At 56.3% G+C, this 26,964-nt stretch carries 26 protein-coding genes and 1 other annotated feature; all 26 genes read right to left on the reverse strand.

The features are described from left to right. Window positions 1-5: 5 nt before the first annotated feature. Complete coding sequence (gene rplC, locus EV586_RS19480; protein WP_132946745.1) at window positions 6-629, reverse strand: 50S ribosomal protein L3; 624 nt, start codon at window positions 627-629, stop codon at window positions 6-8. A 29-nt stretch (window positions 630-658) separates the two neighbouring features. Continuing rightward, window positions 659-967, reverse strand: a complete 309-nt coding sequence (gene rpsJ / locus EV586_RS19485; RefSeq protein WP_132946746.1) for a 30S ribosomal protein S10 — start codon at window positions 965-967, stop codon at window positions 659-661. 400 nt (window positions 968-1,367) lie between these two features. After that, window positions 1,368-2,555 (reverse strand): elongation factor Tu, encoded by a 1,188-nt coding sequence (gene tuf, locus EV586_RS19490; protein ID WP_132946747.1) that lies wholly within the window; start codon window positions 2,553-2,555, stop codon window positions 1,368-1,370. Between the two features lie 30 nt (window positions 2,556-2,585). Continuing rightward, the gene (gene fusA, locus EV586_RS19495; protein WP_132946748.1) at window positions 2,586-4,661 is read right to left on the reverse strand and encodes an elongation factor G; all 2,076 of its coding nucleotides are present in this window, start codon (window positions 4,659-4,661) and stop codon (window positions 2,586-2,588) included. A gap of 86 nt (window positions 4,662-4,747) precedes the next feature. Beyond that, the gene (gene rpsG / locus EV586_RS19500; RefSeq protein ID WP_132946749.1) at window positions 4,748-5,218 is read right to left on the reverse strand and encodes a 30S ribosomal protein S7; all 471 of its coding nucleotides are present in this window, start codon (window positions 5,216-5,218) and stop codon (window positions 4,748-4,750) included. Between the two features lie 42 nt (window positions 5,219-5,260). Beyond that, window positions 5,261-5,680, reverse strand: a complete 420-nt coding sequence (rpsL, locus tag EV586_RS19505; protein WP_132946750.1) for a 30S ribosomal protein S12 — start codon at window positions 5,678-5,680, stop codon at window positions 5,261-5,263. A gap of 304 nt (window positions 5,681-5,984) precedes the next feature. After that, entirely contained in the window at window positions 5,985-9,647 is a 3,663-nt protein-coding gene (gene rpoC, locus EV586_RS19510) for a DNA-directed RNA polymerase subunit beta' (protein WP_132946751.1), read from the reverse strand. Between the two features lie 23 nt (window positions 9,648-9,670). Beyond that, complete coding sequence (rpoB, locus tag EV586_RS19515) at window positions 9,671-13,204, reverse strand: DNA-directed RNA polymerase subunit beta (protein WP_132946752.1); 3,534 nt, start codon at window positions 13,202-13,204, stop codon at window positions 9,671-9,673. A gap of 250 nt (window positions 13,205-13,454) precedes the next feature. After that, complete coding sequence (locus EV586_RS19520; protein WP_132946753.1) at window positions 13,455-14,063, reverse strand: class I SAM-dependent methyltransferase; 609 nt, start codon at window positions 14,061-14,063, stop codon at window positions 13,455-13,457. Between the two features lie 115 nt (window positions 14,064-14,178). Then, window positions 14,179-14,544: a 50S ribosomal protein L7/L12 gene (rplL, locus tag EV586_RS19525; protein WP_132946754.1), complete on the reverse strand. Its 366-nt coding sequence runs from the start codon at window positions 14,542-14,544 to the stop codon at window positions 14,179-14,181. Between the two features lie 46 nt (window positions 14,545-14,590). After that, a complete protein-coding gene (rplJ, locus tag EV586_RS19530; protein ID WP_132946755.1) occupies window positions 14,591-15,082 on the reverse strand; it encodes a 50S ribosomal protein L10 in 492 nt (163 codons plus the stop codon). A gap of 24 nt (window positions 15,083-15,106) precedes the next feature. Then, window positions 15,107-15,245, reverse strand: a sequence feature (ribosomal protein L10 leader region). Between the two features lie 70 nt (window positions 15,246-15,315). Beyond that, complete coding sequence (rplA, locus tag EV586_RS19535; protein WP_132946756.1) at window positions 15,316-15,999, reverse strand: 50S ribosomal protein L1; 684 nt, start codon at window positions 15,997-15,999, stop codon at window positions 15,316-15,318. Between the two features lie 106 nt (window positions 16,000-16,105). After that, entirely contained in the window at window positions 16,106-16,531 is a 426-nt protein-coding gene (gene rplK / locus EV586_RS19540; protein WP_132946757.1) for a 50S ribosomal protein L11, read from the reverse strand. Window positions 16,532-16,636: 105 nt separating this feature from the next. Further along, window positions 16,637-17,170, reverse strand: a complete 534-nt coding sequence (nusG, locus tag EV586_RS19545) for a transcription termination/antitermination protein NusG (protein ID WP_087459167.1) — start codon at window positions 17,168-17,170, stop codon at window positions 16,637-16,639. Window positions 17,171-17,236: 66 nt separating this feature from the next. Further along, window positions 17,237-17,473: a preprotein translocase subunit SecE gene (secE, locus tag EV586_RS19550; protein WP_132946758.1), complete on the reverse strand. Its 237-nt coding sequence runs from the start codon at window positions 17,471-17,473 to the stop codon at window positions 17,237-17,239. 30 nt (window positions 17,474-17,503) lie between these two features. Beyond that, complete coding sequence (rpmG, locus tag EV586_RS19555; protein ID WP_087456435.1) at window positions 17,504-17,653, reverse strand: 50S ribosomal protein L33; 150 nt, start codon at window positions 17,651-17,653, stop codon at window positions 17,504-17,506. 211 nt (window positions 17,654-17,864) lie between these two features. After that, complete coding sequence (gene sigH / locus EV586_RS19560) at window positions 17,865-18,512, reverse strand: RNA polymerase sporulation sigma factor SigH (RefSeq protein WP_269768008.1); 648 nt, start codon at window positions 18,510-18,512, stop codon at window positions 17,865-17,867. A gap of 159 nt (window positions 18,513-18,671) precedes the next feature. Further along, the gene (locus tag EV586_RS19565) at window positions 18,672-19,184 is read right to left on the reverse strand and encodes an NYN domain-containing protein (RefSeq protein ID WP_132946759.1); all 513 of its coding nucleotides are present in this window, start codon (window positions 19,182-19,184) and stop codon (window positions 18,672-18,674) included. 15 nt (window positions 19,185-19,199) lie between these two features. Next, window positions 19,200-19,952, reverse strand: a complete 753-nt coding sequence (rlmB, locus tag EV586_RS19570; RefSeq protein WP_279388315.1) for a 23S rRNA (guanosine(2251)-2'-O)-methyltransferase RlmB — start codon at window positions 19,950-19,952, stop codon at window positions 19,200-19,202. Window positions 19,953-20,186: 234 nt separating this feature from the next. Continuing rightward, window positions 20,187-20,654 carry a Mini-ribonuclease 3 gene (locus EV586_RS19575; RefSeq protein WP_243653097.1) on the reverse strand — a complete coding sequence of 156 codons (468 nt, stop codon included), beginning with the start codon at window positions 20,652-20,654 and terminating at the stop codon, window positions 20,187-20,189. Window positions 20,655-20,658: 4 nt separating this feature from the next. Then, window positions 20,659-22,047, reverse strand: coding sequence for a cysteine--tRNA ligase (gene cysS / locus EV586_RS19580; RefSeq protein ID WP_132946761.1), 1,389 nt, complete (start codon window positions 22,045-22,047; stop codon window positions 20,659-20,661). Then, complete coding sequence (gene cysE / locus EV586_RS19585) at window positions 22,028-22,696, reverse strand: serine O-acetyltransferase (protein ID WP_132946762.1); 669 nt, start codon at window positions 22,694-22,696, stop codon at window positions 22,028-22,030. Before cysE ends, cysS begins: the two co-directional genes overlap by 20 nt. A gap of 334 nt (window positions 22,697-23,030) precedes the next feature. After that, the gene (gene gltX / locus EV586_RS19590) at window positions 23,031-24,482 is read right to left on the reverse strand and encodes a glutamate--tRNA ligase (protein ID WP_132946776.1); all 1,452 of its coding nucleotides are present in this window, start codon (window positions 24,480-24,482) and stop codon (window positions 23,031-23,033) included. A 39-nt stretch (window positions 24,483-24,521) separates the two neighbouring features. Further along, window positions 24,522-25,001, reverse strand: a complete 480-nt coding sequence (gene ispF / locus EV586_RS19595; RefSeq protein WP_132946763.1) for a 2-C-methyl-D-erythritol 2,4-cyclodiphosphate synthase — start codon at window positions 24,999-25,001, stop codon at window positions 24,522-24,524. Beyond that, window positions 24,998-25,693 (reverse strand): 2-C-methyl-D-erythritol 4-phosphate cytidylyltransferase, encoded by a 696-nt coding sequence (gene ispD, locus EV586_RS19600; protein WP_132946764.1) that lies wholly within the window; start codon window positions 25,691-25,693, stop codon window positions 24,998-25,000. Before ispD ends, ispF begins: the two co-directional genes overlap by 4 nt. A gap of 62 nt (window positions 25,694-25,755) precedes the next feature. Beyond that, entirely contained in the window at window positions 25,756-26,832 is a 1,077-nt protein-coding gene (locus EV586_RS19605) for a PIN/TRAM domain-containing protein (protein ID WP_132946765.1), read from the reverse strand. Between the last annotated feature and the right edge of the window lie 132 nt (window positions 26,833-26,964).

The raw sequence follows: 26,964 nt of genomic DNA on the forward strand, positions 1-26,964 counted from the left end.
ATGATTTATTTACCCGCCTTAACAGCCGATTTGACTGTTACGAAGGAGTTTTTCGGACCCGGAATAGAACCTTTAACGAGCAGCAGGTTGCGCTCGGTGTCAATCTTGATGACTTCGAGGTTCTGAACGGTTACGCGCTCGCCACCCATACGACCCGGGAGAGTTTGTCCTTTAAATACGCGACCCGGGTTGATGGAGCCGAGGGAACCAGGGCGACGATGGTAACGGGAACCGTGAGCCATCGGACCGCGGGATTGGTTGTGGCGCTTGATCGCACCAGCGAAACCTTTACCCTTCGATACACCAACAACGTCGACAATTTCACCAGCTGCAAATACGTCAGCATTCAAGACTTGACCTACTTCGTATGCTGCCAGATCAACTCCGCGCATTTCACGAACGTAGCGCTTGGGGGTGGTGTTTGCTTTCGCTGCGTGACCTTGTGCCGGCTTGTTCACGTTCTTCTTGTCGGCAAAGCCGAGCTGGATCGCTTCGTAGCCGTCGTTTGCGAGGTCTTTCTTCTGAAGTACTACGTTCGGGCCTGCTTCGATAACAGTTACCGGAACGACGTTGCCTTCTTCAGTAAACACCTGAGTCATACCGAGTTTACGTCCCAAGATACCTTTCATGTTGACACCTCCTCAATTAGAAATAGGGTTTAGAGCTTGATCTCAATATCAACGCCAGACGGCAGATCAAGTCGCATCAGAGCATCAACAGTTTGCGGCGTCGGATTCACGATGTCAATAAGACGCTTGTGAGTACGCATTTCAAACTGTTCACGCGCATCCTTGTATTTGTGCGGTGCACGCAGGATCGTGAAGATCGCCTTCTCAGTCGGAAGCGGGATCGGACCCGATACGGACGCACCGGAACGCTTAGCAGTTTCAACAATCTTCTCAGCAGAAGTGTCGAGAATTTTGTGATCGTAAGCCTTCAAACGGATACGGATTTTCTGTTTCGCCATATGTGTTCCCTCCTTTTCGCCCATTTTGTAGTGGACATACTCCGCGAAAATTTACCTGATTCGTGCCGCATATGGCAAAATCATTCGGCACCTCAGCAACCTTTCGCATCATCGCAGTCAAGACCAACAATTTAAAAGTATACTACCTCTACTCTTAAAAGACAAGCTGTTTAGCGATGTGTCTCGAAAAAATATTCATCCTCTTTTTGGAGGGTAAGGATTTTATGAAACACACGAGCGTGTTGTCTTCGTTTCAGTAGGACACTTCTCCTATTTTAGAGGATGATGCGTAAAATGTCAAAGCCTATTCCGTTGGAAAATGATGAAAATAGAAAATCGGCCAGAAAACAAAAAAAGAGGATGAATCTCGAAAGATTCATCCTCTTCACCCGAAGGGTAATTACTTGATGATGGAAGCAACTACGCCTGCGCCTACAGTACGGCCGCCTTCGCGGATTGCGAAGCGGGTACCATCTTCGAGAGCGATCGGGGAGATCAGCTCAACAACAACGGAGATGTTGTCGCCCGGCATTACCATTTCAGTGCCTTCCGGCAGCTGAACGATACCAGTTACGTCGGTCGTACGAACGTAGAACTGCGGACGGTAGCCTTGGAAGAACGGGGTGTGACGGCCGCCCTCTTCTTTGGTCAGAACGTAAACTTCTGCGTTGAAGGTGGTGTGCGGCTTGATGGAGCCCGGCTTGCAGATAACTTGGCCGCGCTCGATGTTGTTGCGGTCAACACCACGCAGCAGTGCGCCGATGTTGTCACCAGCTTGAGCGGAGTCAAGCAGCTTGCGGAACATTTCGATACCGGTAGCAACAGTAGCCTTGGTTTCTTCAACCAGACCAACGATTTCTACGTTGTCGCCAACTTTGAGCTCACCGCGCTCAACGCGGCCGGTAGCAACGGTACCACGGCCGGTGATGGTGAATACGTCCTCGACCGGCATCAGGAACGGCTTGTCGGTTTCACGAGTCGGTTCCGGGATGTAGGAGTCAACAGCAGCCATCAGCTCGTCGATGCGGCCTTCCCAAGCAGCGTCGCCTTCCAGAGCTTTCAGAGCGGAACCTTTGATTACCGGAATGTCGTCGCCCGGGAATTCGTACTCGGACAGCAAGTCGCGGATTTCCATTTCAACCAGTTCGAGGAGCTCTTCATCGTCAACCATGTCGCATTTGTTCATGAAGACAACGATGTACGGAACGCCTACTTGGCGGGACAGCAGGATGTGCTCGCGAGTTTGCGGCATCGGGCCGTCAGCTGCGGAAACAACCAGGATACCGCCGTCCATTTGAGCAGCACCGGTGATCATGTTCTTAACGTAGTCGGCATGTCCCGGGCAGTCAACGTGTGCGTAGTGGCGGTTTTCGGTTTCGTATTCAACGTGAGCGGTGTTGATGGTGATACCGCGCTCGCGCTCTTCCGGAGCTTTGTCGATTGCGTCGTACGCCATTGCTTGCGCGCCGCCCTTTTTCGCCAGGTAGGTGGTGATTGCTGCAGTCAGAGTGGTTTTACCGTGGTCGACGTGACCGATGGTACCAATGTTAACGTGCGGCTTGTTACGCTCAAATTTAGCTTTTGCCATTTTGGTCAACTCCTCTTATTCGCTTATAAATTACTCGCCTTTGTTTTTGGCGATGATTTCAGCTGTGATCGATTTCGGGGTATCTTCGAAAGCTGCGAACTCCATCGAGTACTGGCCACGGCCCTGGGTGCGGGAACGCAAGGAAGTTGCGTAACCGAACATTTCGGAGAGCGGAACGAACGCGCGGATGACTTGTGCACCTGCACGGGTTTCCATACCTTCGATACGACCGCGACGAGAGTTGACGTCGCCCATGATATCGCCCATGTATTCTTCCGGAACGATAACTTCAACTTTCATGATCGGCTCAAGAATTACCGGGTTCGCTTTCACTGCACCGGCTTTCAGCGCCATGGAGCCTGCGATCTTAAACGCCATCTCGGAGGAGTCGACGTCATGGTAGGAACCATCGATGATCGTAGCTTTCATGTCGATGAGCGGGTAACCAGCGAGGATACCGTTGCCCATTGCTTCTTGAATACCGTTATCAACAGCCGGGACGTATTCACGGGGAACAACGCCGCCGACGATCTTGTTTTCAAATTGGTAGCCAGCGCCGCGCTCAAGCGGTTCCAGTTCCAGCCATACGTGACCGTATTGGCCTTTACCACCGGACTGACGTACGAATTTACCTTCGATCTTCACTTTGGAAGTGATCGTCTCTTTGTACGCAACCTGCGGCTTACCAACGTTGGTTTCAACTTTGAATTCGCGCAGGAGGCGGTCGACGATGATCTCAAGGTGCAGCTCACCCATACCGGAGATGATCGTTTGACCGGTCTCTTGGTCGGTGTAAGTTTTGAAGGTCGGGTCTTCCTCTGCGAGCTTGGAAAGCGCGATGCCCAGTTTATCCTGGTCAGCTTTCGACTTCGGCTCGAGGGAGAGGGAGATAACCGGCTCCGGGAATTCCATGGACTCGAGGATAACAACGCTCTTCTCGTCGCACAGAGTGTCACCGGTGGTGGTGTCTTTCAGACCCACTGCAGCAGCGATGTCGCCCGAGTATACGGTCGAGATCTCTTCGCGGTGGTTCGCGTGCATTTGCAGGATACGGCCGATACGCTCACGCTTGCCCTTGGTGGAGTTCAGAACGTAGGAGCCCGAGTTCAGAACGCCGGAGTAAACGCGGAAGAAGGCCAGTTTGCCCACAAACGGGTCAGTCATGATCTTGAACGCCAGAGCAGCGAACGGCTCCGCATCGGAGGACGGACGCTCGGTCTCTTCGCCATCTTCGGTAACACCTTTGATCGGCGGGACGTCGGTCGGTGCCGGCATGTAATCAACAACAGCATCCAGCATCGGCTGTACGCCTTTGTTCTTGTACGAGGAACCGCACAGAACCGGGATGATCTGAACGTTGATTACGCCTTTGCGCAGAGCAGATTTGATCTCCTCGGTGGTGATCTCTTCACCTTCGAGGTATTTCATCATCAGCTCTTCGTCAAGCTCCGCAACAGCTTCTACGAGCTGCGCGTGCAGCTCTTCTGCGCGGTCTTTGAGGTCAGCCGGGATTTCAGCTTGCTCAGAGGTTTTGCCAAGGTCATCGGTGTAGATGATCGCTGTCATGGTGACCAGGTCAACCATACCTTGGAACGTGTCTTCTGCGCCGATCGGCAATTGGATCGGCACTGCGTTCGCTTTGAGGCGGTCGCGCATCATATCGACGCAACGGAAGAAGTCCGCGCCGGTGATGTCCATTTTGTTGACGTATGCGATACGCGGAACGTGGTATTTATCCGCTTGGCGCCATACGGTCTCGGACTGCGGTTCTACGCCGCCCTTCGCGCAAAATACGCCAACCGAACCATCGAGGACGCGCAGGGAACGCTCAACCTCAACGGTGAAGTCCACGTGACCTGGTGTGTCGATGATGTTGATACGGTGATTGTTCCATTCTGCAGTGGTTGCAGCGGATGTGATCGTGATACCACGCTCTTGCTCCTGGACCATCCAGTCCATCGTCGCTGCACCTTCGTGCGTTTCACCGATCTTATGCACGCGGCCGGTGTAGAACAGGACGCGCTCGGTGGTGGTGGTCTTACCAGCGTCGATGTGAGCCATGATACCGATGTTTCTCGTTCTCTCAAGAGGGAACTTACGGGACATACGGCACATCCTCCTTTCTCAAATAAGTATAAAGGTGATCGGACAGATCCAAGAGAGAACCTATCCGAACACGTGATTTATAAATCCTACCAGCGGTAGTGAGCAAACGCTTTGTTCGCTTCTGCCATCTTGTGCATGTCTTCACGACGCTTCACGGAACCGCCAGTGCTGTTAGCAGCATCCATGAGCTCGTTCGCCAGCTTATCGACGATGGTCTTCTCGTTGCGCTTGCGGGAGTAATCGACGAGCCAACGGATCGCGAGGGTTACGCGGCGCTCCGGACGAACTTCGATCGGCACTTGGTAGTTCGCGCCCCCTACACGGCGAGCTTTAACTTCGAGTACGGGCATGATGTTCTTCATTGCCGTTTCGAACACTTCCAACGGATCGTTGCCAGTCTTCTCACGGATTTTGTCGAACGCTTCGTAAACTGCGCCTTGCGCAGTGGACTTCTTGCCATCGTACATCAATTTGTTAGCCAGACGAGTTACCAGCTTGGATCCGTAAACCGGATCCGGCAGCACGTCACGGCGCGGTACTGGACCTTTACGCGGCATGCAATTCGCCTCCTTTCGGTGTTTCTGCATTACTTGCAGTCATTACTTCTTCACTTTCGGACGCTTCGCGCCGTACTTGGAACGAGCTTGCATGCGGTCTTTCACGCCTGCAGTGTCCAGTGCGCCACGAACGATGTGGTAACGAACACCCGGAAGGTCTTTTACACGGCCGCCACGAACGAGAACAACGGAGTGTTCTTGCAAGTTGTGGCCGATACCCGGGATGTACGCGGTAACCTCGATACCGTTGGTCAAACGAACACGCGCGTATTTACGCAGTGCGGAGTTCGGTTTCTTCGGGGTCATGGTACCTACGCGAGTGCAAACCCCACGCTTCTGCGGGGACGGCAGATCGGTTTGCTCCTTTACGAAGCTGTTGTAGCCTTTCTGCAGCGCCGGTGCAGTCGATTTTTTCTCGACGGACTTACGGCCTTTGCGTACCAATTGGTTAATTGTCGGCATTGTTGCTGCACCTCCTTCCAAAGTTTCAAGTCCACAGAGCCCGGTGGCTCATGGTTAGGCAAATGAAAAAGGTAAGTGGCGAACTAACTCAGATCAGCCAGCCAAAATACCTAATGACAAGCGATGTGCGACACAGTCACCAGCAACATGACTGCTTGTCTTAACGATGACTTCAGGCACACTACGAGATTGTATCACCTAGTTTGCAGGAAGTCAACACCTCCGGACGGATCACATTACTTTTTTCGCGCAGTCAGCGGGAAGGCGCCCGCCGTGAGGGAGCGCCTTCCAGTGACTTGCATGATTATTCAACAACAGTTTCGACCGTTTCCAGCTCGGAACCTGCGATTTCGTCGGAGTATCCGCCCTCGGTGGACAGCGTTTCCTCGTCCGTCTCGGTGCCGTCTTCGATCTTGATGTTGCGGTAGCGGGACATCCCGGTGCCGGCCGGCACCAGTTTACCGATGATAACGTTCTCTTTGAGGCCGAGCAGACGGTCCACTTTCCCCTTGATCGCCGCTTCGGTCAGGACGCGAGTGGTCTCCTGGAAGGAAGCTGCGGAGAGGAAGGAGTCGGTCTCCAGCGATGCCTTGGTGATCCCGAGCAGCGCCGGACGAGCCACAGCCGGATCGCCGTTTCCGCTGATCAGGACAGGCTGGTTCGCCTTCTCGAATTCATAGATGTCAACATACGTGCCCGGCAGCAGCGTGGTGTCGCCTGCGTCGATGATGCGGACTTTGCGCAGCATCTGGCGAACCATGACCTCGACGTGTTTGTCGTTGATCTCAACGCCCTGCAGACGGTATACGCGCTGTACTTCGCGCAGCAGGTACATCTGCACACCGTGGATGCCTTTGACCTTCAGCATGTCTTTCGGGTCAATGGAACCTTCGGTCAGCTCGTCGCCCGCCTCGATCACCTGGCCCTTGGTCACGCGGATGCGCGAGCCGTACGGAACCGGGTAGACCTTGACTTCCGCATTGCCGGCGACTTCGATCTCGCGCTTGTCTTTGACTTCGCGAATGTCAGACACGGTGCCGTCGATCTCGGTGATGATCGCCTGACCTTTCGGGTTGCGCGCTTCGAACAGCTCTTGGATACGCGGCAAACCTTGGGTGATGTCATCACCCGCAACGCCCCCGGTATGGAACGTACGCATGGTCAGCTGGGTACCCGGTTCGCCGATCGACTGTGCAGCGATGATGCCGACCGCTTCGCCGATCTCGACCATGTTGCCGGTCGCCAGGTTGCGGCCGTAGCAGTTGATGCAGACGCCGTGCTGGGTGCGGCAGGCGGTGACGGAACGGATGTAGACGCGCTCGATGTTCGCCGCGATGATCGTGCGGCCCATCTCTTCGTCGATCAGTTCGTTCATGTCGACGATCACTTCACCCGTCTCCGGATGAACGACCTGCTGGAAGGAAATGCGGCCGACGATGCGGTCGAACAATTCCTCGATGACTTCCTTGCCGTCGCGGATCTCTTCCGCCCAGACGCCTTTGTCGGTGCCGCAGTCTTGCTGGCGGACGATGACGTCTTGCGCGACGTCGACGAGGCGGCGGGTGAGATAACCGGAGTCGGCGGTGCGGAGCGCGGTATCGGCGAGACCTTTGCGGGCACCGTGCGTCGAGATGAAGTACTCGAGTACGGTGAGGCCTTCGCGGAAGTTCGACTTGATCGGCAACTCGATGATCCGGCCGGACGGGTTCGCCATCAGACCGCGCATCCCGGCGAGCTGGGTGATCTGCGATACGTTACCGCGCGCACCGGAGTGCGCCATCATGTAAATCGGGTTGTAGCGGTCCAGCGAGCCCATCAGCACAGACGTGATCTCGTCTTTTGCTTTCGACCAGACGGAGATGACGCGGTCATAGCGCTCGTCGTCGGTGATCAGGCCGCGGCGGAACTGCTTGGTGACCGATGCGACTTTCTCTTCCGCTTGCGTGATGATCTCATACTTCGCCGACGGCACGATGATGTCGGCCACGGAGATGGTGATCCCGGCTCTGGTCGAGAACTTGAACGCCATCGCCTTGATTCTGTCGAGCGTCTCCGAAGTGATCGTCGTTCCATAGCGGCGGAAGCATTCCGCGATAATCTGTCCGATGTAGCCTTTGACGACTGCCGACTGCGGTTCCATCGCAGCAGCTGCCGCACGGAAGTCGGACGACTTGTCGAAGATAAAGAACTCATCCGGAGTCCCTTTGAGCAGGTTCTCCTTCTTCGCGGAGTTGATGTACGGGAAGTCGGCCGGGAAGATTTCGTTGAAGACGATCTTGCCCGGGGTGGTGATCAGGTATGAATCATGCTGCTGCGGAGTGAACGAGGTCTTGCCGAGCACTTTCGCCGGGATGATGATCCGGGTGTGCAGCGACACTTGACCCATGTCGTACGCGAGCAGCGCTTCTGTCGTCGAGTGGAACACGCGTCCTTCGCCCGGTTCGCCTACGCGGTCCATGGTCAGGTAGTACGAGCCGAGAACCATGTCCTGCGTCGGGGTGACGACCGGTTTGCCGTCTTTCGGGTTGAGGATGTTGTGTGCTGCCAGCATCAGGAGGCGCGCTTCTGCCTGCGCTTCTGCGGAGAGCGGAACGTGCACAGCCATCTGGTCGCCGTCAAAGTCGGCGTTGTATGCCGTACAGACGAGCGGATGCAGTTTGATCGCGCGGCCTTCGACCAGCGTCGGTTCGAACGCCTGGATGCCCAGACGGTGCAAGGTTGGTGCGCGGTTGAGCAGCACCGGATGCTCCCTGATCACCTCTTCGAGCACATCCCAGACTTCTGCCGAGACGCGTTCGACTTTGCGCTTCGCGCTCTTGATGTTGTGCGCGAGGCCTTTGGCGACCAGTTCCTTCATGACGAACGGCTTGAACAGCTCGAGCGCCATCTCTTTCGGCAGACCGCACTGGTACATGCGCAGGTGCGGACCGACGACGATAACGGAACGGCCGGAGTAGTCGACGCGCTTCCCGAGCAGGTTCTGACGGAAGCGGCCCTGCTTCCCTTTCAGCATGTGCGAGAGGGATTTGAGCGGACGGTTGCCAGGACCCGTGACCGGACGGCCGCGGCGGCCGTTGTCGATCAGCGCGTCTACCGCTTCCTGCAGCATCCGCTTCTCGTTTTGTACGATGATGTCCGGAGCTCCGAGGTCAAGCAGACGCTTGAGACGGTTGTTCCGGTTGATCACGCGGCGATACAGGTCGTTCAAGTCGGAGGTCGCGAAGCGGCCGCCGTCGAGCTGGACCATCGGGCGCAGTTCCGGCGGGATGACCGGGAGCACGTCGAGGATCATCCAAGACGGCGCGTTGGTCGAAGTGCGGAACGCTTCCATGACTTCCAGACGCTTGATCGCACGGTTGCGGCGCTGGCCTTGCGCAGTCTTCAGCTCTTCTTTGAGCTGCACGACTTCTTTCTCGACTTCGACTTGGAGCAGAAGCTTTTTGATCGCTTCAGCACCCATGCCGGCTTCGAATGCGTAGCCGTATTTTTCGCGGTACGAACGGTATTCCTTCTCGGAGAGCAGCTGCTTGTATTCAAGCGGCGTATCGCCGGCGGAAGTTACCACGTAGGAGGCGAAATAGATGACTTCCTCGAGCGAGCGCGGGCTCATGTCGAGCACGAGGCCCATGCGGCTCGGGATGCCTTTGAAGTACCAGATATGGGAGACCGGGGCAGCAAGTTCGATGTGCCCCATACGCTCCCGACGGACTTTGGCCCGCGTGACTTCGACACCGCAGCGGTCACAGACGACGCCTTTATAGCGAACGCGCTTGTACTTGCCGCAATGACATTCCCAGTCACGGGTGGGTCCGAAGATTTTTTCGCAGAACAGACCTTCTTTTTCAGGCTTGAGGGTCCGGTAGTTGATCGTCTCAGGTTTCTTGACTTCCCCGTGCGACCACGAGCGGATCTTTTCCGGGGATGCCAACCCGATCTTCATATACTCAAAGTTGTTGACGTCCAACAAGGGGCCTACCTCCCTTTCCGTTCTTACTCGTCAGCGACTTCACGAGCGGACAGATTCAGGTTGAGCTTCTCGCCCGAATCATCGTCTTCGTCGCTTTCACGCATCACGATCTCTTGCTCATCTTCCGAGAGGATCTTCACATCCATACCCAGGGACTGAAGCTCCTTGATCAACACTTTGAACGATTCGGGCACGCCCGGTTCCGGAACGTTTTCCCCTTTGACGATCGCTTCATATGTCTTCACGCGGCCGACCACATCGTCAGACTTGACGGTGAGGATCTCTTGCAGGGTGTACGCAGCGCCGTATGCTTCCAGCGCCCATACCTCCATCTCACCGAAGCGCTGACCGCCGAACTGCGCCTTACCGCCCAGCGGCTGCTGGGTAACGAGGGAGTACGGGCCGGTGGAGCGGGCATGAATCTTGTCATCGACCAAGTGGTGAAGCTTCAGCATGTATACACAGCCGACGGTGACGCGGTTCTCAAACGGTTCGCCGGTACGGCCATCGTAGAGCACCTGTTTGCCGTCGCGCGGGAGGCCAGCTTCTTCAAGCGTGTCGAACACGTCCGTCTCGCGGGCGCCGTCGAAGACCGGCGTCGCAACGGAGATGCCGAGGTAGCGGGCTGCCATCCCCAAGTGGGTCTCGAGGACCTGCCCGATGTTCATCCGGGACGGTACGCCCAGCGGGTTCAGCACGACCTGTACGGGAGTGCCGTCCGACAGGAACGGCATATCTTCCTCTGCCATGATGCGGGCCACGACGCCTTTGTTCCCGTGGCGGCCTGCCATCTTGTCACCTTCGGAGATCTTGCGCTTCTGTGCGATGTAAACGCGCACCAGTTGGTTGACGCCCGGCGGCAGTTCGTCGCCGTTGTCGCGGGTGAAGACTTTGACGTCGACGATGATGCCGGCGCCGCCGTGCGGTACGCGCAGCGAGGTGTCGCGCACTTCGCGCGCCTTCTCACCGAAGATCGCGTGCAGCAGGCGCTCTTCCGCAGTCAGTTCGGTCACGCCCTTCGGCGTCACTTTCCCGACCAGGATGTCCCCGGCTTCGATCTCCGCACCGACGCGGATGATGCCGCGCTCGTCGAGGTTCTTCAGCGCTTCATCGCCGACGTTCGGGATGTCGCGGGTGATCTCTTCCGGCCCCAGCTTGGTGTCGCGGGCTTCTGCTTCGTACTCCTCGATGTGCAGCGAGGTGTACACGTCTTCTTTGACCAGCTTCTCGGAGAGCAGGATGGCGTCCTCGTAGTTGTAACCTTCCCAGGTCATAAACGCGACGATGACGTTCTTGCCGAGCGCGAGTTCGCCGGAGTCGGTCGCCGGACCGTCCGCGATGATGTCGCCGCGCTTGATGTGCTCACCGGCTGCCACGATCGGGCGCTGGTTGATGCAGGTGCCTTGGTTGGAGCGGGTGAATTTCAAAAGTTTATATTTATGCAGGTCGCCATTGACGAGTCTGCCATCGATCTCTTTCTGTTCGCGGATCCACACTTCGTTGGCTGCCACGCGCTCGACGAGACCGGTGTGCTTAGAGACAACGGTGGAGCCGGAGTCTTTCGCCGCCTTGTGCTCCATGCCGGTGCCGACGAACGGCGCCTGCGGCTTGAGCAGCGGAACGGCCTGACGTTGCATGTTCGATCCCATCAGCGCGCGGTTCGCGTCGTCGTTCTCGAGGAACGGGATGCACGCGGTCGCGACCGATACGACCTGCTTCGGCGAAACGTCCATGTAGTCGACGCGCTCCGGAGCGAGCAGCAAAGTCTCTTCCTTGAAGCGGACGATGACTTGGTCATCGGTGATCTTGCCCGTCTCATCGAGGCCGATGTTCGCCTGTGCGATGACGTAGTTGTCCTCTTCGTCTGCCGTCAGATAGTCGATCTGCTCGGTGACACGGAGGGTCTCCGGGTCTACACGGCGGTACGGTGTTTCGATAAAACCGTACTCGTTGATGCGCGCATAGGTGGAGAGGTAGTTGATCAGACCGATGTTCGGACCTTCCGGGGTCTCGATCGGGCACATGCGGCCGTAGTGAGAGTGGTGGACGTCGCGGACTTCGAAGCCTGCGCGCTCACGGGTCAAACCGCCCGGGCCGAGTGCGGACAGACGGCGCTTGTGCGTGAGTTCCGCCAGCGGGTTGGTCTGGTCCATGAACTGGGACAGCTGCGAGGAGCCAAAGAACTCCTTGATCGCCGCGATGACCGGACGGATGTTGATCAGCGCTTGCGGCGTGATCGCATTCGCGTCCTGGATCGACATGCGCTCACGAACGACGCGCTCCATGCGGGACAGACCGATGCGGAACTGGTTGGTCAAAAGCTCGCCAACAGAACGCAGACGGCGGTTCCCCAGATGGTCGATGTCGTCGGTGGAGCCGACGCCATGCAGCAGGTTGATGAAATAGGAGATCGACGCCAGAATGTCAGCCGGTGTGACATGCTTGACGTTCTTGTCGATGTTTGCGTTGCCGATAACCTTGATCACCTTGCCGTCTTCGCGCGGGGAGAAGATGCGGATCTCCTGCACGTTGATCAGCTCTTCCTGCACGACACCAGACGTGGACTTGTACTCCTCGTGGTTGATGTCGCCTTCCAGCCACGGGAGGATCTTGTCGAGCAGGCGGCGGTCGAGGACCTGACCTGCTTCCGCGATGATCTCGCCGGTGCTTTGGTCGATCAGGGTCTCTGCGAGACGCTGGCCGAGCAGACGGTTCTTAATATGTAACTTCTTGTTGATCTTGTAGCGGCCGACATTTGCCAAGTCGTAGCGCTTCGGATCGAAGAAGCGGGAAATCAGCAAGTTGCGGGCATTTTCCAACGTCGGCGGTTCTCCCGGGCGAAGGCGCTCATAGATTTCAAGCAGGGCCTTCTCGGAGTTCTCCGTGTTGTCCTTGTCCAGCGTGTTGCGCAGATATTCATCTTCGCCCAACAGGTTCAGGATCTCTGCGTCGGTGGAGAAACCAAGCGCACGCAAAAGCACCGTCACAGGGATTTTCCGTGTCCGGTCGATCCGTACGTAGATGATGTCCTTCGCGTCCGTCTCCAACTCCAGCCAAGCACCGCGGTTCGGGATGACAGTGGCGGTGTACGCCTTCTTCCCGTTTTTATCAATCTTGGTATTGAAGTAGACGCTTGGGGAACGAACCAACTGAGAAACGATGACGCGCTCGGCGCCGTTGATGATGAACGTGCCAGTCTCGGTCATCAGCGGGAAATCACCCATAAAGACTTCCTGCTCTTTGACTTCCCCAGTTTCACGGTTGATGAGACGCACCTTGACACGCAGCGGTGCAGCGTATGTAACGTCGCGCTCCTTCGATTCGTCGACCGAATACTTCGGATCACCCAAGCTGTAGTCTACAAACTCCAGCAAAAGGTTGCCCGTAAAGTCAGAGATCGGCGAGATGTCTTGGAACATTTCCCGCAGTCCCTCATCGAGGAAGTTCTGGTAGGACTTTTGCTGAATCTCGATCAGATTCGGCAGTTCCAATACTTCTTCCAGACGCGCATAAGTTCTACGCTGCCTTTTGCCGTATTGCACGAGTTGTCCCTTCAAATCTGTCACCCCTCATACCTTTGATCCACACACTCGCTCGCACCCAAAAAAATAAAATGCGATACGTTATGTAAACACATTTCGAAAAACCACGTAATATTTAGTCGTTACCAAAATACCCGCGAATTATTCAAGGAATCTTTCCAGAAAACAGGTGTTGATTCATGAAAAACTGCGCATGGGGGCACTTTGGCAGTATGCATTTCATAACTATACTACAATGGAAAAACAGTGTCAACCTAGAAGCTTCTTACTTCGCCAAAACTCCTTGACAGCGAAAAATCCGAAACCCGGCGTCCCGAGCCACGTCTTCCACCGAGTCAAACAGCTCTTCGAGCTTTTTCTTCGCAGACGGCGCACCTTGCTTCTTTTGAATGACCACCCACAGCTCGCCGCCCGCGGTGAGGTGTTCGGCCGCTCCTTCGAAGATCGAGTGCACCACCGCTTTGCCGGCGCGGATCGGCGGATTGGTCAGGATCACATCGAATTTCTCAGCGGCCACTTTTTCAAAACGGTCGCTGACGATCGCCTTCGCACCTGGCGCCAAGTTCTGGTCGATATTTTTTTGCGCCAGTTCCACCGCACGTTCATTGACATCGACCATGGTGACCTCACCGCTTTCGGCCAACAGCGCCGCCGTGATCCCGATCGGCCCATAGCCGCAGCCGACATCGAGAACTTTCGCGCCTGCCGGAATCTCCATCGTCTCAATCAACAGCTGGCTGCCGAAATCGACGCCGCCTTTGGAGAAAACGCCGGCATCGGTCCAAAACGTGAGATTGAACCCGCGCAAGGTAACGCGGATGGTGCGGATGTCGTGTTCCACATTCGGCTGATTGGTAAAATAATGATCGCCCACGAACACACCTCCCAATGTATACTTTGCCCAATTCCTTCATTATCTAGTAGTGGGAAAACTTCATAAAAAAAGCACCCTGCAACGAGGCAAGGTGCTTCTTTCGCCGAAAGGGCAATTACTTAACTTCAACAGACGCGCCAGCTTCTTCGAGCTTCGCTTTGATGGAGTCAGCTTCTTCTTTGGAAACTTTCTCTTTCAGAGCTTTCGGAGCGTTGTCAACGATTTCTTTTGCTTCTTTCAGGCCCAGGCCGGTCAGTTCGCGAACAACTTTGATAACGTTGATCTTGGAAGCGCCAGCGGAGGTCAGGATAACGTCGAATTCGGATTGCTCTTCAACAGCTGCGCCGCCAGCAGCGCCGCCAGCCATAACCATCGGAGCTGCAGCAGTTACGCCGAATTCTTCTTCGATTGCTTTTACCAGGTCGTTCAGTTCGAGAACGGACATGCCTTTAATGGCTTCAATGATTTGCTCTTTAGACATTAGAGAGACCTCCTAGAAATGGTGTATTAGTTGTGGTGCGTAGCAGTTACGCTTGCTCTTTCTGGTCAGCAATCTGAGATACAGCGTATGCCAGGTTGCGCATCGGAGCTTGAAGGACGCTAAGCAGCATGGAAAGCAGACCTTCGCGGTTCGGCAGTTCTGCCAGAGCCGTTACTTCTTCCAGGCCGATGACCTTACCCTCAACGATACCAGCTTTCAGTTCCAGAGCTTTGTGCTCTTTCGCGAAAGTGTTGAGGATTTTTGCCGGTGCTACAACATCGTCAGTGGAGAACGCGATTGCGTTCGGGCCGGTCAGGTATTGGTTGACTTCGCCCAGGTTGACTTGTTCAGCTGCACGACGGGTCATGGTGTTCTTCAGAACGCGGAACTCGATACCTGCTTCGCGCAGACGCTTACGCAGTTCGGTCGCTTCCGCCACGGTCAGACCGCGGTAGTCAGCGATGATCGTGGACTTGGAGTTCTGAAGCTTCTCAGCAATCTCATTGACGAGAGCTACTTTTTCCTCACGGATTCCCATTCGTTACACCTCCTGTGTGCTTCTTAATCAAGAAGAAAACCCCCGCAGACAGTCTACGAGGGCATAAGTTACCTAGTTAAAGGTGAAACTTCTTGATCCTCGGCAGGACTTTAAGTCAAGTGACCTTGACACCTGCTGTCTGCGGTTCGTTGTTATTCACTTCGCAACAGAAGCTATATTATCATGCTTGACCGCGAAAGTCAAAGCATATTGCACGCATTCTTTTGTGGTACTTATTGCAGGTTGACTTTTACGCCCGGGCCCATGGTGGAGGACACGGTTACGTTGCGCATGTACTGGCCTTTCGCGGAAGCCGGTTTCGCTTTTTGCAGGGTGTCAACCAGCGTGTTGAGGTTCTCGATCAGCTTGTCGGATTCGAAGGATACTTTGCCGATCGGTGCGTGGATGTTACCCGCACGGTCAACGCGGTATTCGATCTTACCAGCTTTGATCTCGTTTACAGCTTTGGTCACGTCGAAAGTGACGGTACCGGTCTTCGGGTTCGGCATGAGGCCTTTCGGACCCAGCACGCGACCCAGTTTACCAACCGAAGCCATCATGTCCGGAGTTGCGACGACAGCGTCGAAATCGAACCAGCCTTGGTTGATCTTGTTGATCATGTCTTCATCGCCAACGAAGTCTGCGCCTGCAGCTTCCGCTTCTTTCGCCTTGTCACCTTTCGCGAACACGAGAACGCGAGATACTTTACCGGTGCCATGCGGCAGAACGACTGCACCGCGGATTGCCTGGTCAGCTTTCTTCGGGTCAACGCCCAGACGGAAAGCAACTTCGACAGTTTCGTCGAACTTTGCAACAGCGGTCTTCTTTACGAGTTCGATCGCCTCAGCCACGTCGTACTGAGTATCGCGATCAACGAGCTTCACAGCTTCAGCGTATTTCTTGCCTACTTTTGCCATTGATCTTTCCTCCTTATGTGGTAATGACGGTACAAAGTAACCTCCCACGAATAAGGGTTGGCAGAGACCCGCCAACCCGACGAAGAAACGAAGCTAATGCAAGTGATTAGTCTTCGATTACGATGCCCATAGAGCGTGCGGTGCCTTCAACCATGCGCATTGCAGCTTCCACAGATGCAGCGTTGAGGTCAACCATTTTGGATTCAGCGATTTCGCGAACCTTGTCACGCTTAACAGTTGCAACTTTCTTCTTGTTCGGTTCGCCGGAACCGGACTCGATGCCTGCTGCTTTTTTCAGCAGAACAGCTGCCGGCGGAGTCTTCGTTTCGAAAGTAAAGGAACGGTCTTCATAAACCGTGATGACAACCGGGATAATCAGGCCTGCCTGTTCAGCGGTACGAGCGTTGAACTCTTTGCAGAAGCCCATGATGTTTACCCCAGCCTGACCAAGCGCCGGACCTACCGGCGGAGCAGGGGTGGCCTTTGCTGCCGGAATTTGCAGCTTCACGATTTTGGTAACTTTTTTAGCCACTACGTCCACCTCCTTCTTCACAAGATGTGGTCAACGGGACTAGCCCTCCCACTAAAATTGGCCCATGATGGGTGAGATCACAGACCAACGCAATACCAGACAAGATTATAACTTCTCCACCTGTTCGAAGTCAAGCTCAAGTGGGGTTTCGCGTCCGAACATAGAGACCAGAACTTTGAGCTTCTGCTTGTCCTCTTGGATCTCCTCGATCGAACCCACAAAGTTTGCAAACGGCCCTTCGACGATGCGAACGGCTTCTTTGAGGGTATAATCCACCTTTTTGCGAGTCTCATCCACACCCATAGACTTAAGGATGGTCTTGACTTCAGACGGCAACAGAGGAGTCGGCTTGGAACCAGCCCCAGCGGATCCGACAAAGCCTGTTACACCTGGTGTGTTGCGCACGACGTACCAAGAATCGTCGGTCATGATCATCTCCACGAGCACGTAGCCCGGGAAGACCTTGCGCATTACCGATTTCTTCTTGCCGTTTTTGATCTCCGTTTCCTCTTCGACAGGGACGAGGACACGGAAAATCTTGTCTTCCATCTCCATCGAATGCACGCGCTTTTCAAGGTTGGTTTTCACCTTGTTTTCGTAACCAGAGTAGGTATGCACGACATACCAGCGTTTCTCCAATTGTTCCATGTACGCGAGGGCAGGATGCCCTTCCCCCCTTGTTTGGTGAAAAGTTACTGTGTCTTGTTACGCTCCCAGCCCAATCATCTTGAGCAGGTAGCTGATCCCGAGGTCAAAACCAAAGACCAACAGGATGATGAAGATACACGTCCCCATGACCACCATCGTATAGCTCGTAAGCTCTTTGCGGTTGGGCCAGCGAACGCGCTTCAGCTCGCCCCACGCGTCCTTGAAAAACTGGACGGAGCGCTTGAAAAAGCCGGGGCGTGTTTGTTTCTGTTCACCTGCAACAGAACTAGCCATGTGTGATTTCCCCCTTAAAAAAGGGCACCATTAGCGAGTTTCACGGTGCGCAGTATGAGTGTTGCAGAACTTGCAAAACTTCTTCAACTCGATGCGGTCGGGGTTGTTCTTCTTATTCTTTTTGGTGATGTAGTTGCGTTGCTTGCAATCGGTGCAAGCCAGGGTCACGTTAACTCGCATCTATGACACCTCCTAGCTGGATGCTCTAAATATCAAAACTTGTCCATTCTCATGGATACCCATATAAATTTAGCACAACGCCTAGTTGATGTCAACCGAACTGCCTTGATACTAGGATTGACAACAAAGCCCACCGTTAAACCGCTCCCGCAGGCGGGCAACAAAAAAAGACAGGCTGTGAAGCAGCCCGCCTCTTCTCTTCTTCAATCAATCAAATAACGTCCCGAATCTCCAAATAGCGTTCCAATTTGCGTTTCACCCGCTGCAGCGCATTGTCGATCGACTTGACGTGGCGTTTCAAGTCGACGGCGATCTCCTGATAGGATCGTCCGTCGAGGTAGAGCATAAGCACTTTGCGCTCCAAATCGCTCAATATCTCGCCCATTCGCACCTCGATGTCATCAAACTCTTCCTGGTTGATGATCAGCTCCTCCGGGTCGGTGACACGGGAGCCGCAGATCACATCGAGCAGCGTACGATCCGAATCTTCATCGTAGATCGGCTTGTCCAAGGAAACGTATGAATTCAAAGGAATGTGCTTCTGACGCGTCGCCGTCTTGATCGCCGTAATGATCTGACGGGTGATGCACAGTTCAGCAAAAGCCTTGAAGGAAGCCAGCTTGTCATCGCGGAAGTCGCGGATCGACTTGTATAAGCCGATCATGCCTTCCTGCACGATGTCCTCGCGATCCGCCCCGATCAGAAAATAGGAGCGGGCCTTGGCCCGTACGAAGTTTTTGTATTTATGGATCAAATGTTCAAGCGCTTCGTCATCGCCCTGTCGCACAAGTTCGACCAAGTCTTCATCAGACATCGCTTCAAGTTCATGCTGCACTTGACCTGTAGGAATGCTTGTCAACTCTCATCCCTCCGACTATGAGGCGTAGCGCCATGATGACCCCATTATACTTTATGTAATCTAGCAGGGTCAATTACTAACTTCCGTCATTTCCTCCTCCAAAATTTGAACAGTTTTTGAACAAAGAAAAAACCGCCGGAAGTTTGGAGCTTCGACGGTCTATCCCCGCCGCCATTTTTCGAACATCTCCCGCACTTGCGGCGAGAGATGATCGTCGATGACGTTGCGCGTATTGTTTTGTTTCTCCACGTTTTCCCGGATCTGGCGCTTGGCGTTCTTCACATCGGTCTTCAGCTCGCGGGCGGTGATACGAAGCGCCCCGCCCCCGAACGTGACCTGCTGCTCGACATAGTCGCCCGTCGCCACATAGATGTGCATTCTGACCTTCTCGCGCAGGAGCTCGTACACCAGGCGCTCGATCAGCTCGTCGGCCGTCTCCTCCTGCTTGGAATAGAGGATCCTGATGCCGGCGATGACCTCTTCGCTCTGCCCCCCCGAAGCGAGGTGCGCGTCAAACACGATGATCACCTCGCGTCCGGTGAACGCTTTGTATTCTTTGAGGTCATCGATCAGCTTGTCGCGCGCCGCTTCGAGCCGCTCGTATTTCAATTCGCGAAGCTCCGGCCAGTCGCCGATGATGTTGTACCCGTCAACAATCAGGACTTCACGCATGAGCGGTCAGCCAACTTACTTCTTTTCGCCGCGCTGGCGGAGCACTTCGTAGAGCAGGATGCCGGTCGCCACGCCGGCGTTCAGCGACTGGACTTGTCCGATCATCGGCAGGCGCACCAGATAGTCGCAGCGCTTTTTGACCACTTCGCCGAGTCCTTTGCCTTCATTGCCGATCACGAGCACGGTCGGACCGGTCATTTCGACCTGGTGGTACATGTTCTCGCCGTCCACGTCGGTGCCGACCACCCAATAGCCGTCTTTTTTCAGCTGTTCGATCGTCTGCGAGATGTTGGCGACGCGGGCGACCGGCACATGTTCGATCGCGCCTGCCGACGCTTTCGCCACCGTGGCGGTCAGCGGCACGGCGCGGCGCTTCGGAATGATCACGCCGTGTGCGCCGACCCCGTCTGCCGTCCGCAGGATCGAGCCGAGGTTGTGCGGGTCTTCGATCTCATCGAGCACGACGATCAGGCCCGGGCGCGGCGAGTTGTTGGCCGCTGCGACGATCACGTCGAGCTCCACATACTCTTTCGCCGCGATGTAGGCGATGATCCCCTGATGGTTGCGCCCTTCGGCGATCTGGTCGAGCTTGGCGCGCGGCACGCTCTGGATGATGATGTTCTTCGCGCGCGCTTTGCCGAGCAGTTCGGTGATCGAGCCCTGTGCGCCTTCCGCGACGAGGATCTTGTTGATCTCACGCCCCGAGCGCAGCGCCTCCATCACCGGATGGCGCCCTTCCACCTGCTCGTTGCCGCCGTCAAACGACACTTGCTCGCGCTCGATGCGCTCTGCGCGCACGACGCGTTCCCGGTCGCGGTCTGCTGCCGGTCCGCGGCGCTCCGCCTGCGGGCCTTTGCGCTCCGGTGCCCGGCGCTCTCCACCGGCTGCGCGTCCTGCGCCCGGTCCTTTGCGGTCTGCTGTGCCCGGCCCTTTGCGTCCGCGCGGTGCTTTGTCTCTCGTGTTCTTTCTTACCATATCAATTCATCCCTTTTCGGTTAGTGTCTAGGTCGGTTGGTTCGTTTCATCCAAAAGCCAATTGATCGCCGCGCCTGATAACTCATGCAGGCGGTTATACTCGCCGCGCAGATAGAGATAGCCCAACAGGCTCTCGAATCCGGTCGCGTGACGGTAGTCGATCAAGTTGCCGTTTTTCGGGGAGGAGCCCGATTTGGCGTTGCGTCCGCGCTTGACGATCGACAGCTCCTCTTCGCTCAAGCCCGGCATGAGCATGTGCAGCACATCGGACTGCGCCTTGGCTTTGACAAACTTGGTGGCGAACTTGTGCAGGCGGTCCGGCTTCATCTCGCCGCTTTGCAAGAGATGCTCGCGGATGATGATCTCCCAGACCGCATCGCCCATGTAGGCGAGGGCAAGGCCGGTCATCTCGTGCGGCTTCTTGACCGGTTTGGCTGCCGCATCGAACAGCCCCTGCACGCCGCTTGCAGTTCGCACTTCTACTTCTTCTGCCATGTTATCACTTCCGTTTCCAGCGCACACCCTGCGGCGTGTCTTCCAGCACGATGCCCATCGCGGTCAGCTCTTCGCGGATCTCGTCGGCACGGGCCCAGTTTTTCGACGTGCGGGCTTCGTTGCGCTCTTGGATCAACGCATCCACCTGCGCATCCAGCCCGGCTTCCTCATCGGCCGGCGCCAGCGCCAGCACCGCGAGGAACTCTTCGATCAGCTGCAGATACGCAAGCAGCGCCCCGCGCTCCACCTGCTCACCCCGCAGATACACATTGGCATCCGACACGAGGTCAAAGATCGCCGTGATCGCATCGGCGGAGTTGAAATCGTCGTTCATCGCCGCTTCAAATGCCGCGCGGTATTTGTCAGCGTCCACAGTATCAGCATGACCTTCCGCTGCGCTCTCTACTCGGTGTTTCAGGTTCAGCATCGCCGTCGTGATCCGCTCATAGCCTGCCTTCGCATTCTCCGCCAGCTCTTCGGAAAAATTGACCGGGTTGCGGTAGTGCGCCGACAAGAGCAGGAAGCGCAGCACCGACCCGTCATATTTTTGCAGCAGGTCGCGGGCGGTCAGGAAATTGCCGGTCGACTTGGACATCTTCTCATTGCCGAGGTTCACAAAAGCGTTGTGCATCCAATAGGTGGCGAACGGCTTGTGCGTGCAAGCTTCCGTCTGGGCCAGCTCATTCTCATGGTGCGGGAAGGTCAGGTCGACGCCGCCGCCATGGATGTCGATCTGCTCGCCGAGGTATTTCATGCTCATCGCGGAGCACTCGATGTGCCAGCCCGGGCGGCCCGGACCCCACGGCGACTCCCAGGCGATCTCACCTTGCTTCGCCGATTTCCACAGCGCAAAGTCGGTCTGGTGGCGCTTCAGGTCGCTCACTTCCACGCGGGCTCCGGCGATCAGGTTCTCCAGCGTCTGGCCGGACAGCTTGCCGTAACCTTCGAACGTCGTCGTGTCAAAATAGACATCGCCTTGCGCTTCGTAGGCATGGCCGCGCGAGATCAGGTCCTCGATAAAAGCGATGATCTCCCCCATCTCTTCGGTCACCCGCGGATGGGCGGTGGCGCGGCGCACATGCAGCGCGTCCGCATCGGCATAGTAGCTGTCGATGTATTTGTCGGCGACTTCCTGCGGCGTCAGACCCTCTTCTTGACCGCGCTTGATGATCTTGTCATCGACATCGGTAAAGTTCTGCACATAATTGACTTCATAACCTTTATATTCAAAATAGCGGCGGATCATATCGAACACGACGAACGGCCGCGCATTGCCAATATGAAAATAGTTATAGACGGTCGGGCCGCACACGTACATTTTGACTTTGCCAGGCTCCAAGCTTTGAAACGGCTCTTTTTGACGTGTCAATGAGTTATAGACTTGTATTGACATCGCGCACTCCTCCTTCTTGTCTGCGTAGTGTTTCCAATTCGTGCTTCAAGTCATCGATCTGTTGCTGCAGCTGTTTGATCTGTTCGGCCACAGGGTCGGGCAAGTTGCACTGCTCCATATCGTCCACGCGACGGCCGTCCTGAATGACCACTTTGCCCGGGATGCCGACCACCGTTGAGTTGGGCGGCACTTCGCGCAGCACGACCGACCCGGCGCCGATTTTCGAGCCTGCGCCGATCGTGAACGATCCGAGCACTTTTGCGCCCGATGCGACCAGCACATTGTCGCCGAGCGTCGGATGGCGTTTGCCTTTCTCTTTGCCCGTGCCGCCCAGCGTCACACCCTGATACAGCGTGCAGTCATTCCCGATCTCCGCCGTCTCCCCGATCACCACAGCCATCCCATGGTCGATGAACAGGCGACGTCCGATCGTCGCTCCCGGATGGATCTCGATCCCGGTCACCCAGCGCGCCAGTTGCGAGTTCAGGCGGGCCAGTGTGCGCAGGTTGGCTTTCCACAGCCAATTGGACAGGCGATACGCCCATATCGCGTGCAGCCCCGAGTAGGTCAACACCACTTCCAATGCGGACCGCGCCGCCGGGTCACGGTCAAAAATGACTTGGATATCTTCGCGCATCCGTCTGAACATGACCATCCACTCCTCCCCAAATAAAAAACCGCCTCTGCCGATAGACAGAGACGGTCGATATGCCGTGGTTCCACTCTGCTTGACGCCTTGCATGATGCTTTTCACCAAAAGCGTCCGCTTCTGCACCTGCTAACGGAGGTGAACCGTCGGGCATTTCCTCCCGCAAACCGCAAGGCGCATTCAAGCAGCCGTCTCCTCGCAACCGCTCTCACCCGCGAGTGCTGCTTCAAAAGCGCTCACGGCGGTGCTCTCTGTCAGGGCGTGCTTCTCTACTTCTTCCTTGCGCATGATCTTTTGGATCTTGCCTTTTCTGTCTCTCTATCCTAACAAAAGCTTACAGTTCGATCAACTTCCCGATGCGCTCCGCCACTTTTGCCTGGCCGAGCAGCGCGAGGGTCTGGTTGAGGTCGCGGCCGTGCAGCTGGCCGGTCGCCGCCACGCGGGTCGGCATGAACAGCCCTTTGCCTTTGATGCCGGTCTCTTTTTGCACTTCTTTCAGCGCCGCTTGGATCGTGTCGGCGGTGTACGTTTCCAGCGCCAGCACTTTGTCGCGGAACGCTTTCAGCACGATCGGAGCCGTCTCTTCCGCCAAGACCGCTTGCGCTTCTTCATCGTATGCAACTCCATCGGTGAAGAACATCTCCGACAGGGTCACAATTTCTGAAACGGCGAGCATCCCGTCTTTGTACAGGGCGACGAGCTGCGCGACCCATGCGCGGTCGAAGTCGGTGCCGATGCGGCCGGCCGACTGCAGGAACGGGATGGCGAGGTCGACGATGCGGTCGAGGTCGGCCGCCTTGATGTACTGGCCGTTCATCCACGCCAGCTTGTCTTTGTCAAAAATCGCTCCGGACTTGGACACGCGGTCGAAGGAGAACTGTTCGACCAGTTCGTCCAGCGAGAAGATCTCCTGCTCAACGGTCGGGGACCAGCCCAGCAGCGCCAGGAAGTTGTTAATCGCTTCCGGCAGGTAGCCGAGCTCTTCGTACTGCTCGATGAATTGAACGATCGACTCGTCGCGCTTGGACAGCTTCTTGCCGGTCTCGTTCAGGATCAGGGGCAGGTGCGCGAACTCCGGCTGCGTCCAGCCGAACGCTTCGTAGATCATCAGCTGGCGCGGGGTGTTGGAGAGATGCTCTTCACCGCGTGCGACGTGGGTGATCTTCATCAGCGCATCATCGACGGTGACGGCAAAGTTGTAGGTCGGGATGCCGTCCGATTTGACGATGACAAAATCGCCGATGCCGTTCGATTCGAATTCCACCGTGCCGCGGATCATGTCATGGAAGGAGTAGATCTTGTCTTCCGGCACGCGGAAACGGATCGTCCGCTTGCGGCCGGCGCTCTCGTGCTGCGCGCGGTCTTCCGCCGTCAGATGGCGGCATTTGCCGAGGTAGCGCGGCAGTTCGCCTTTGGCCATCAGCTCTTCGCGCTCCGCTTCCAGCTCTTCTTCCGTGCAGTAGCAGGCGTACGCTTGTCCGCTTTCCAGCAGCCGGTCGATGCGCTGCTGGTAGATGTCGAGGCGCTCCATGCAGGAGTACGGGCCGTATTCGCCGCCCGCTTCCGGGCCTTCATCCCAGTTCAGGCCGAGCCAGCGGAAGCCTTTCATAAAGCCTTGCTCCGCGTTCTCTTTGTTGCGCGCCTGGTCGGTGTCCTCGATGCGCAGGATGTAAGTGCCGCCGTGTTTCTTGGCGTACAGATAGTTGAACAGCGCGGTGCGCGCGCCGCCGATATGTAAATGTCCGGTCGGACTTGGTGCATAACGTAAACGTACCGTCATTGTCAGGACCCCCATGAAAAATAGATTCTACTCATTGTATCAGGTTTAGGATTGTTTGACGAGAAGCACCACCGCTTGGGCTGCCATGCCTTCTTCGCGGCCGACAAAGCCGAGTTTTTCGTTCGTCGTCGCTTTGACGTTGACCTGCCCGAGCTCCGCTTCCAGCTCGCGGGCGATCACGCCGCGCATCTCATCGATGTACGGACGCAATTTCGGACGCTCCGCCATCACAACACAGTCGAGGTTGGCCAGCGCATAGCCGCGCTCTTTGACCATGCCCCAGACGTGTTGGAGCAGCCGGACCGAGTCTGCCCCTTTGAAACGCGGGTCCGTATCCGGAAAATGCTTGCCGATATCGCCCTCGGCGATCGCGCCGAGCAGCGCGTCTTTGATCGCATGCAGCAAAACGTCCGCATCGGAATGGCCGAGCAGCCCTTTTTCATGTGGAATCAGCACACCGCCCAGGATCAGGTCGCGCCCTTCGACCAGTTGGTGCACATCATAGCCCATGCCCACTCGCATCATCGCACATGTTCCCCTTTCGCTTTCCATAACGCCTCGGCGATCACCAGATCGTCCGGCGTGGTGATTTTCAAATTGGTGTAGCGCCCTTCGACCATCTGCACCGACACGCCCGCCGCTTCGACGAGCGAGGCGTCATCGGTGCTGCTGCCGCCCGCCAGAAACGATCTCTGATGGGCAGCTTCCAGGATCGAGCGGTGAAACGCCTGCGGTGTGTGCACAGCAAACAGCTCACTGCGCGGCAACGTCTCTTGGACCCGCGTGCCTTCGACGCGCTTGATCGTGTCTTTGAGCGGCACGCCAAGCGTCGCCGCGCCGCCAGCTCGGGCTGCGGCCAGCACTTGCTCCACCTCTTCTGCGGTGACGAGCGGACGCGCCGCATCGTGGACGGCGACCAGTTCCGTCTGGCCATCCAAAGCGGCCAGTCCCTGCCGCACCGAGTCTTGCCGTTCCCGGCCCCCGGCGACGATCGCGCCGATTTTCGCAATGTCGTGCTCCCGGCACAACGTATGTACATACTCCCTATCATCTTCCGAGACGACGAGAACCATCCGATCGACTGCCGAACAGGCGGCGAGCGCCTGCAGCGTGCGGATCAGGATCGGTGCACCTGCCAGCGGCAGGTATTGTTTCTTGATGTCGCTGCCCATGCGCGAACCGCTGCCGGCCGCGACTACAATCACTTCTGTATGCATGGCACAATCCCCTCTTTCATCAGGAAAAAGCGCCGCACCACGAGGGTACGGCGCTCACATCGTTACAAAGCACGCTCCAGCATCTTCGGCTTGGCAAAAATCATCCGCCCGGCAGACGTCTGCAGCACCGAGGTCACCAGCACCTCGAGGCGGGTGCCGATGAAGTCGCGTCCGCCTTCGACGACGATCATCGTGCCGTCATCGAGGTAGCCGACCCCTTGGTTGTGCTCCTTGCCGTCTTTGATCACTTGGACGAAGATCTCTTCGCCGGGCAGTACGACCGGCTTCACCGCGTTGGCGAGATCGTTGATGTTCAGGACACCGACGCCTTGCAGTTCGCAGACTTTGTTCAGGTTGAAGTCGTTGGTGACGACCTTCCCGTTGATCTGCTTGGCGAGGCGCACCAGCTTGGAATCCACCTCTTGGATCTCCTCGAAGTCGATCTCCATGACCTGAACTTTGATCTTCAGCTCCTTCTGGATCTTGTTCAGGATGTCCAGCCCGCGGCGGCCGCGGTTGCGCTTGAGCACGTCGGACGAGTCGGCGATGTGCTGCAGCTCCTCCAGCACGAAAGACGGAATGACGAGCACGCCGTCGAGGAATTCTGTCTTCACGATGTCGGCGATGCGGCCGTCGATGATCACGCTCGTATCGAGGATCTTCGCTTCGCCCGGACGGTGCTTCTCTTCCGCCTTGGCCCTCTCTTTGCCGCCCAGCCGGCCGGGGAAGAAGTTCATCAAGTCTTCGCGTTTGGTGAAGAAGAAGCGATAGCCCATGTAGGCCAGCAACACGCTCGCGAAAAATTGAACGACGCTGCCGACGACCGGAATCAGCGCGATGGCCGGAGCCATCAGGTACGCAATGATAAGACCGAGAACCATCCCGAACGCGCCGGCGATCACGTCGGGGAACGGAGTTTTGATCATCTTCTCTTCGAACCATTTGATCAAGCTCACCGTATAATCAACGAACCAGCTCGTGGCCAGAATGAACAGCGAACCGCCCAGCACCGCTCCGAAGATCGGATGGACAAACGGGTTGATATCCAGCGAGATCAGACTGAACAGACCCGGTGCATACTGATAGCCAAGCACAATCCCGATCACGGCGAAAAACAGATGCACAATGCGTTTTAACACAGGAATGTCACCTCCATATCATGCATTATAGACAAGGAAACTGCTGTCAAAACGTCGCGTAAGAAAAGAAGACGTCCGATGACGTCTTTGATGAGTTCATAGTCCAGCATAACACAGATAGACCGGACAGTC

The organism is Tumebacillus sp. BK434, assembly GCF_004340785.1.
Lineage (GTDB): Bacteria > Bacillota > Bacilli > Tumebacillales > Tumebacillaceae > Tumebacillus_A.

Coding starts and splice junctions, on each gene's coding strand:
- rplC (WP_132946745.1), bottom strand. CDS start 629: ATGAAAGGTATCTTGGGACGTAAACTCGGTATGACTCAGGTGTTTACT.
- rpsJ (WP_132946746.1), bottom strand. CDS start 967: ATGGCGAAACAGAAAATCCGTATCCGTTTGAAGGCTTACGATCACAAA.
- tuf (WP_132946747.1), bottom strand. CDS start 2,555: ATGGCAAAAGCTAAATTTGAGCGTAACAAGCCGCACGTTAACATTGGT.
- fusA (WP_132946748.1), bottom strand. CDS start 4,661: ATGTCCCGTAAGTTCCCTCTTGAGAGAACGAGAAACATCGGTATCATG.
- rpsG (WP_132946749.1), bottom strand. CDS start 5,218: ATGCCGCGTAAAGGTCCAGTACCGCGCCGTGACGTGCTGCCGGATCCG.
- rpsL (WP_132946750.1), bottom strand. CDS start 5,680: ATGCCGACAATTAACCAATTGGTACGCAAAGGCCGTAAGTCCGTCGAG.
- rplL (WP_132946754.1), bottom strand. CDS start 14,544: ATGTCTAAAGAGCAAATCATTGAAGCCATTAAAGGCATGTCCGTTCTC.
- rplJ (WP_132946755.1), bottom strand. CDS start 15,082: ATGGGAATCCGTGAGGAAAAAGTAGCTCTCGTCAATGAGATTGCTGAG.
- rplA (WP_132946756.1), bottom strand. CDS start 15,999: ATGGCAAAAGTAGGCAAGAAATACGCTGAAGCTGTGAAGCTCGTTGAT.
- secE (WP_132946758.1), bottom strand. CDS start 17,473: ATGGCTAGTTCTGTTGCAGGTGAACAGAAACAAACACGCCCCGGCTTT.
- rpmG (WP_087456435.1), bottom strand. CDS start 17,653: ATGCGAGTTAACGTGACCCTGGCTTGCACCGATTGCAAGCAACGCAAC.
- EV586_RS19565 (WP_132946759.1), bottom strand. CDS start 19,184: ATGCGTGAAGTCCTGATTGTTGACGGGTACAACATCATCGGCGACTGG.
- EV586_RS19575 (WP_243653097.1), bottom strand. CDS start 20,654: ATGGCAGAAGAAGTAGAAGTGCGAACTGCAAGCGGCGTGCAGGGGCTG.
- cysS (WP_132946761.1), bottom strand. CDS start 22,047: ATGTCAATACAAGTCTATAACTCATTGACACGTCAAAAAGAGCCGTTT.
- cysE (WP_132946762.1), bottom strand. CDS start 22,696: ATGTTCAGACGGATGCGCGAAGATATCCAAGTCATTTTTGACCGTGAC.
- ispF (WP_132946763.1), bottom strand. CDS start 25,001: ATGATGCGAGTGGGCATGGGCTATGATGTGCACCAACTGGTCGAAGGG.
- ispD (WP_132946764.1), bottom strand. CDS start 25,693: ATGCATACAGAAGTGATTGTAGTCGCGGCCGGCAGCGGTTCGCGCATG.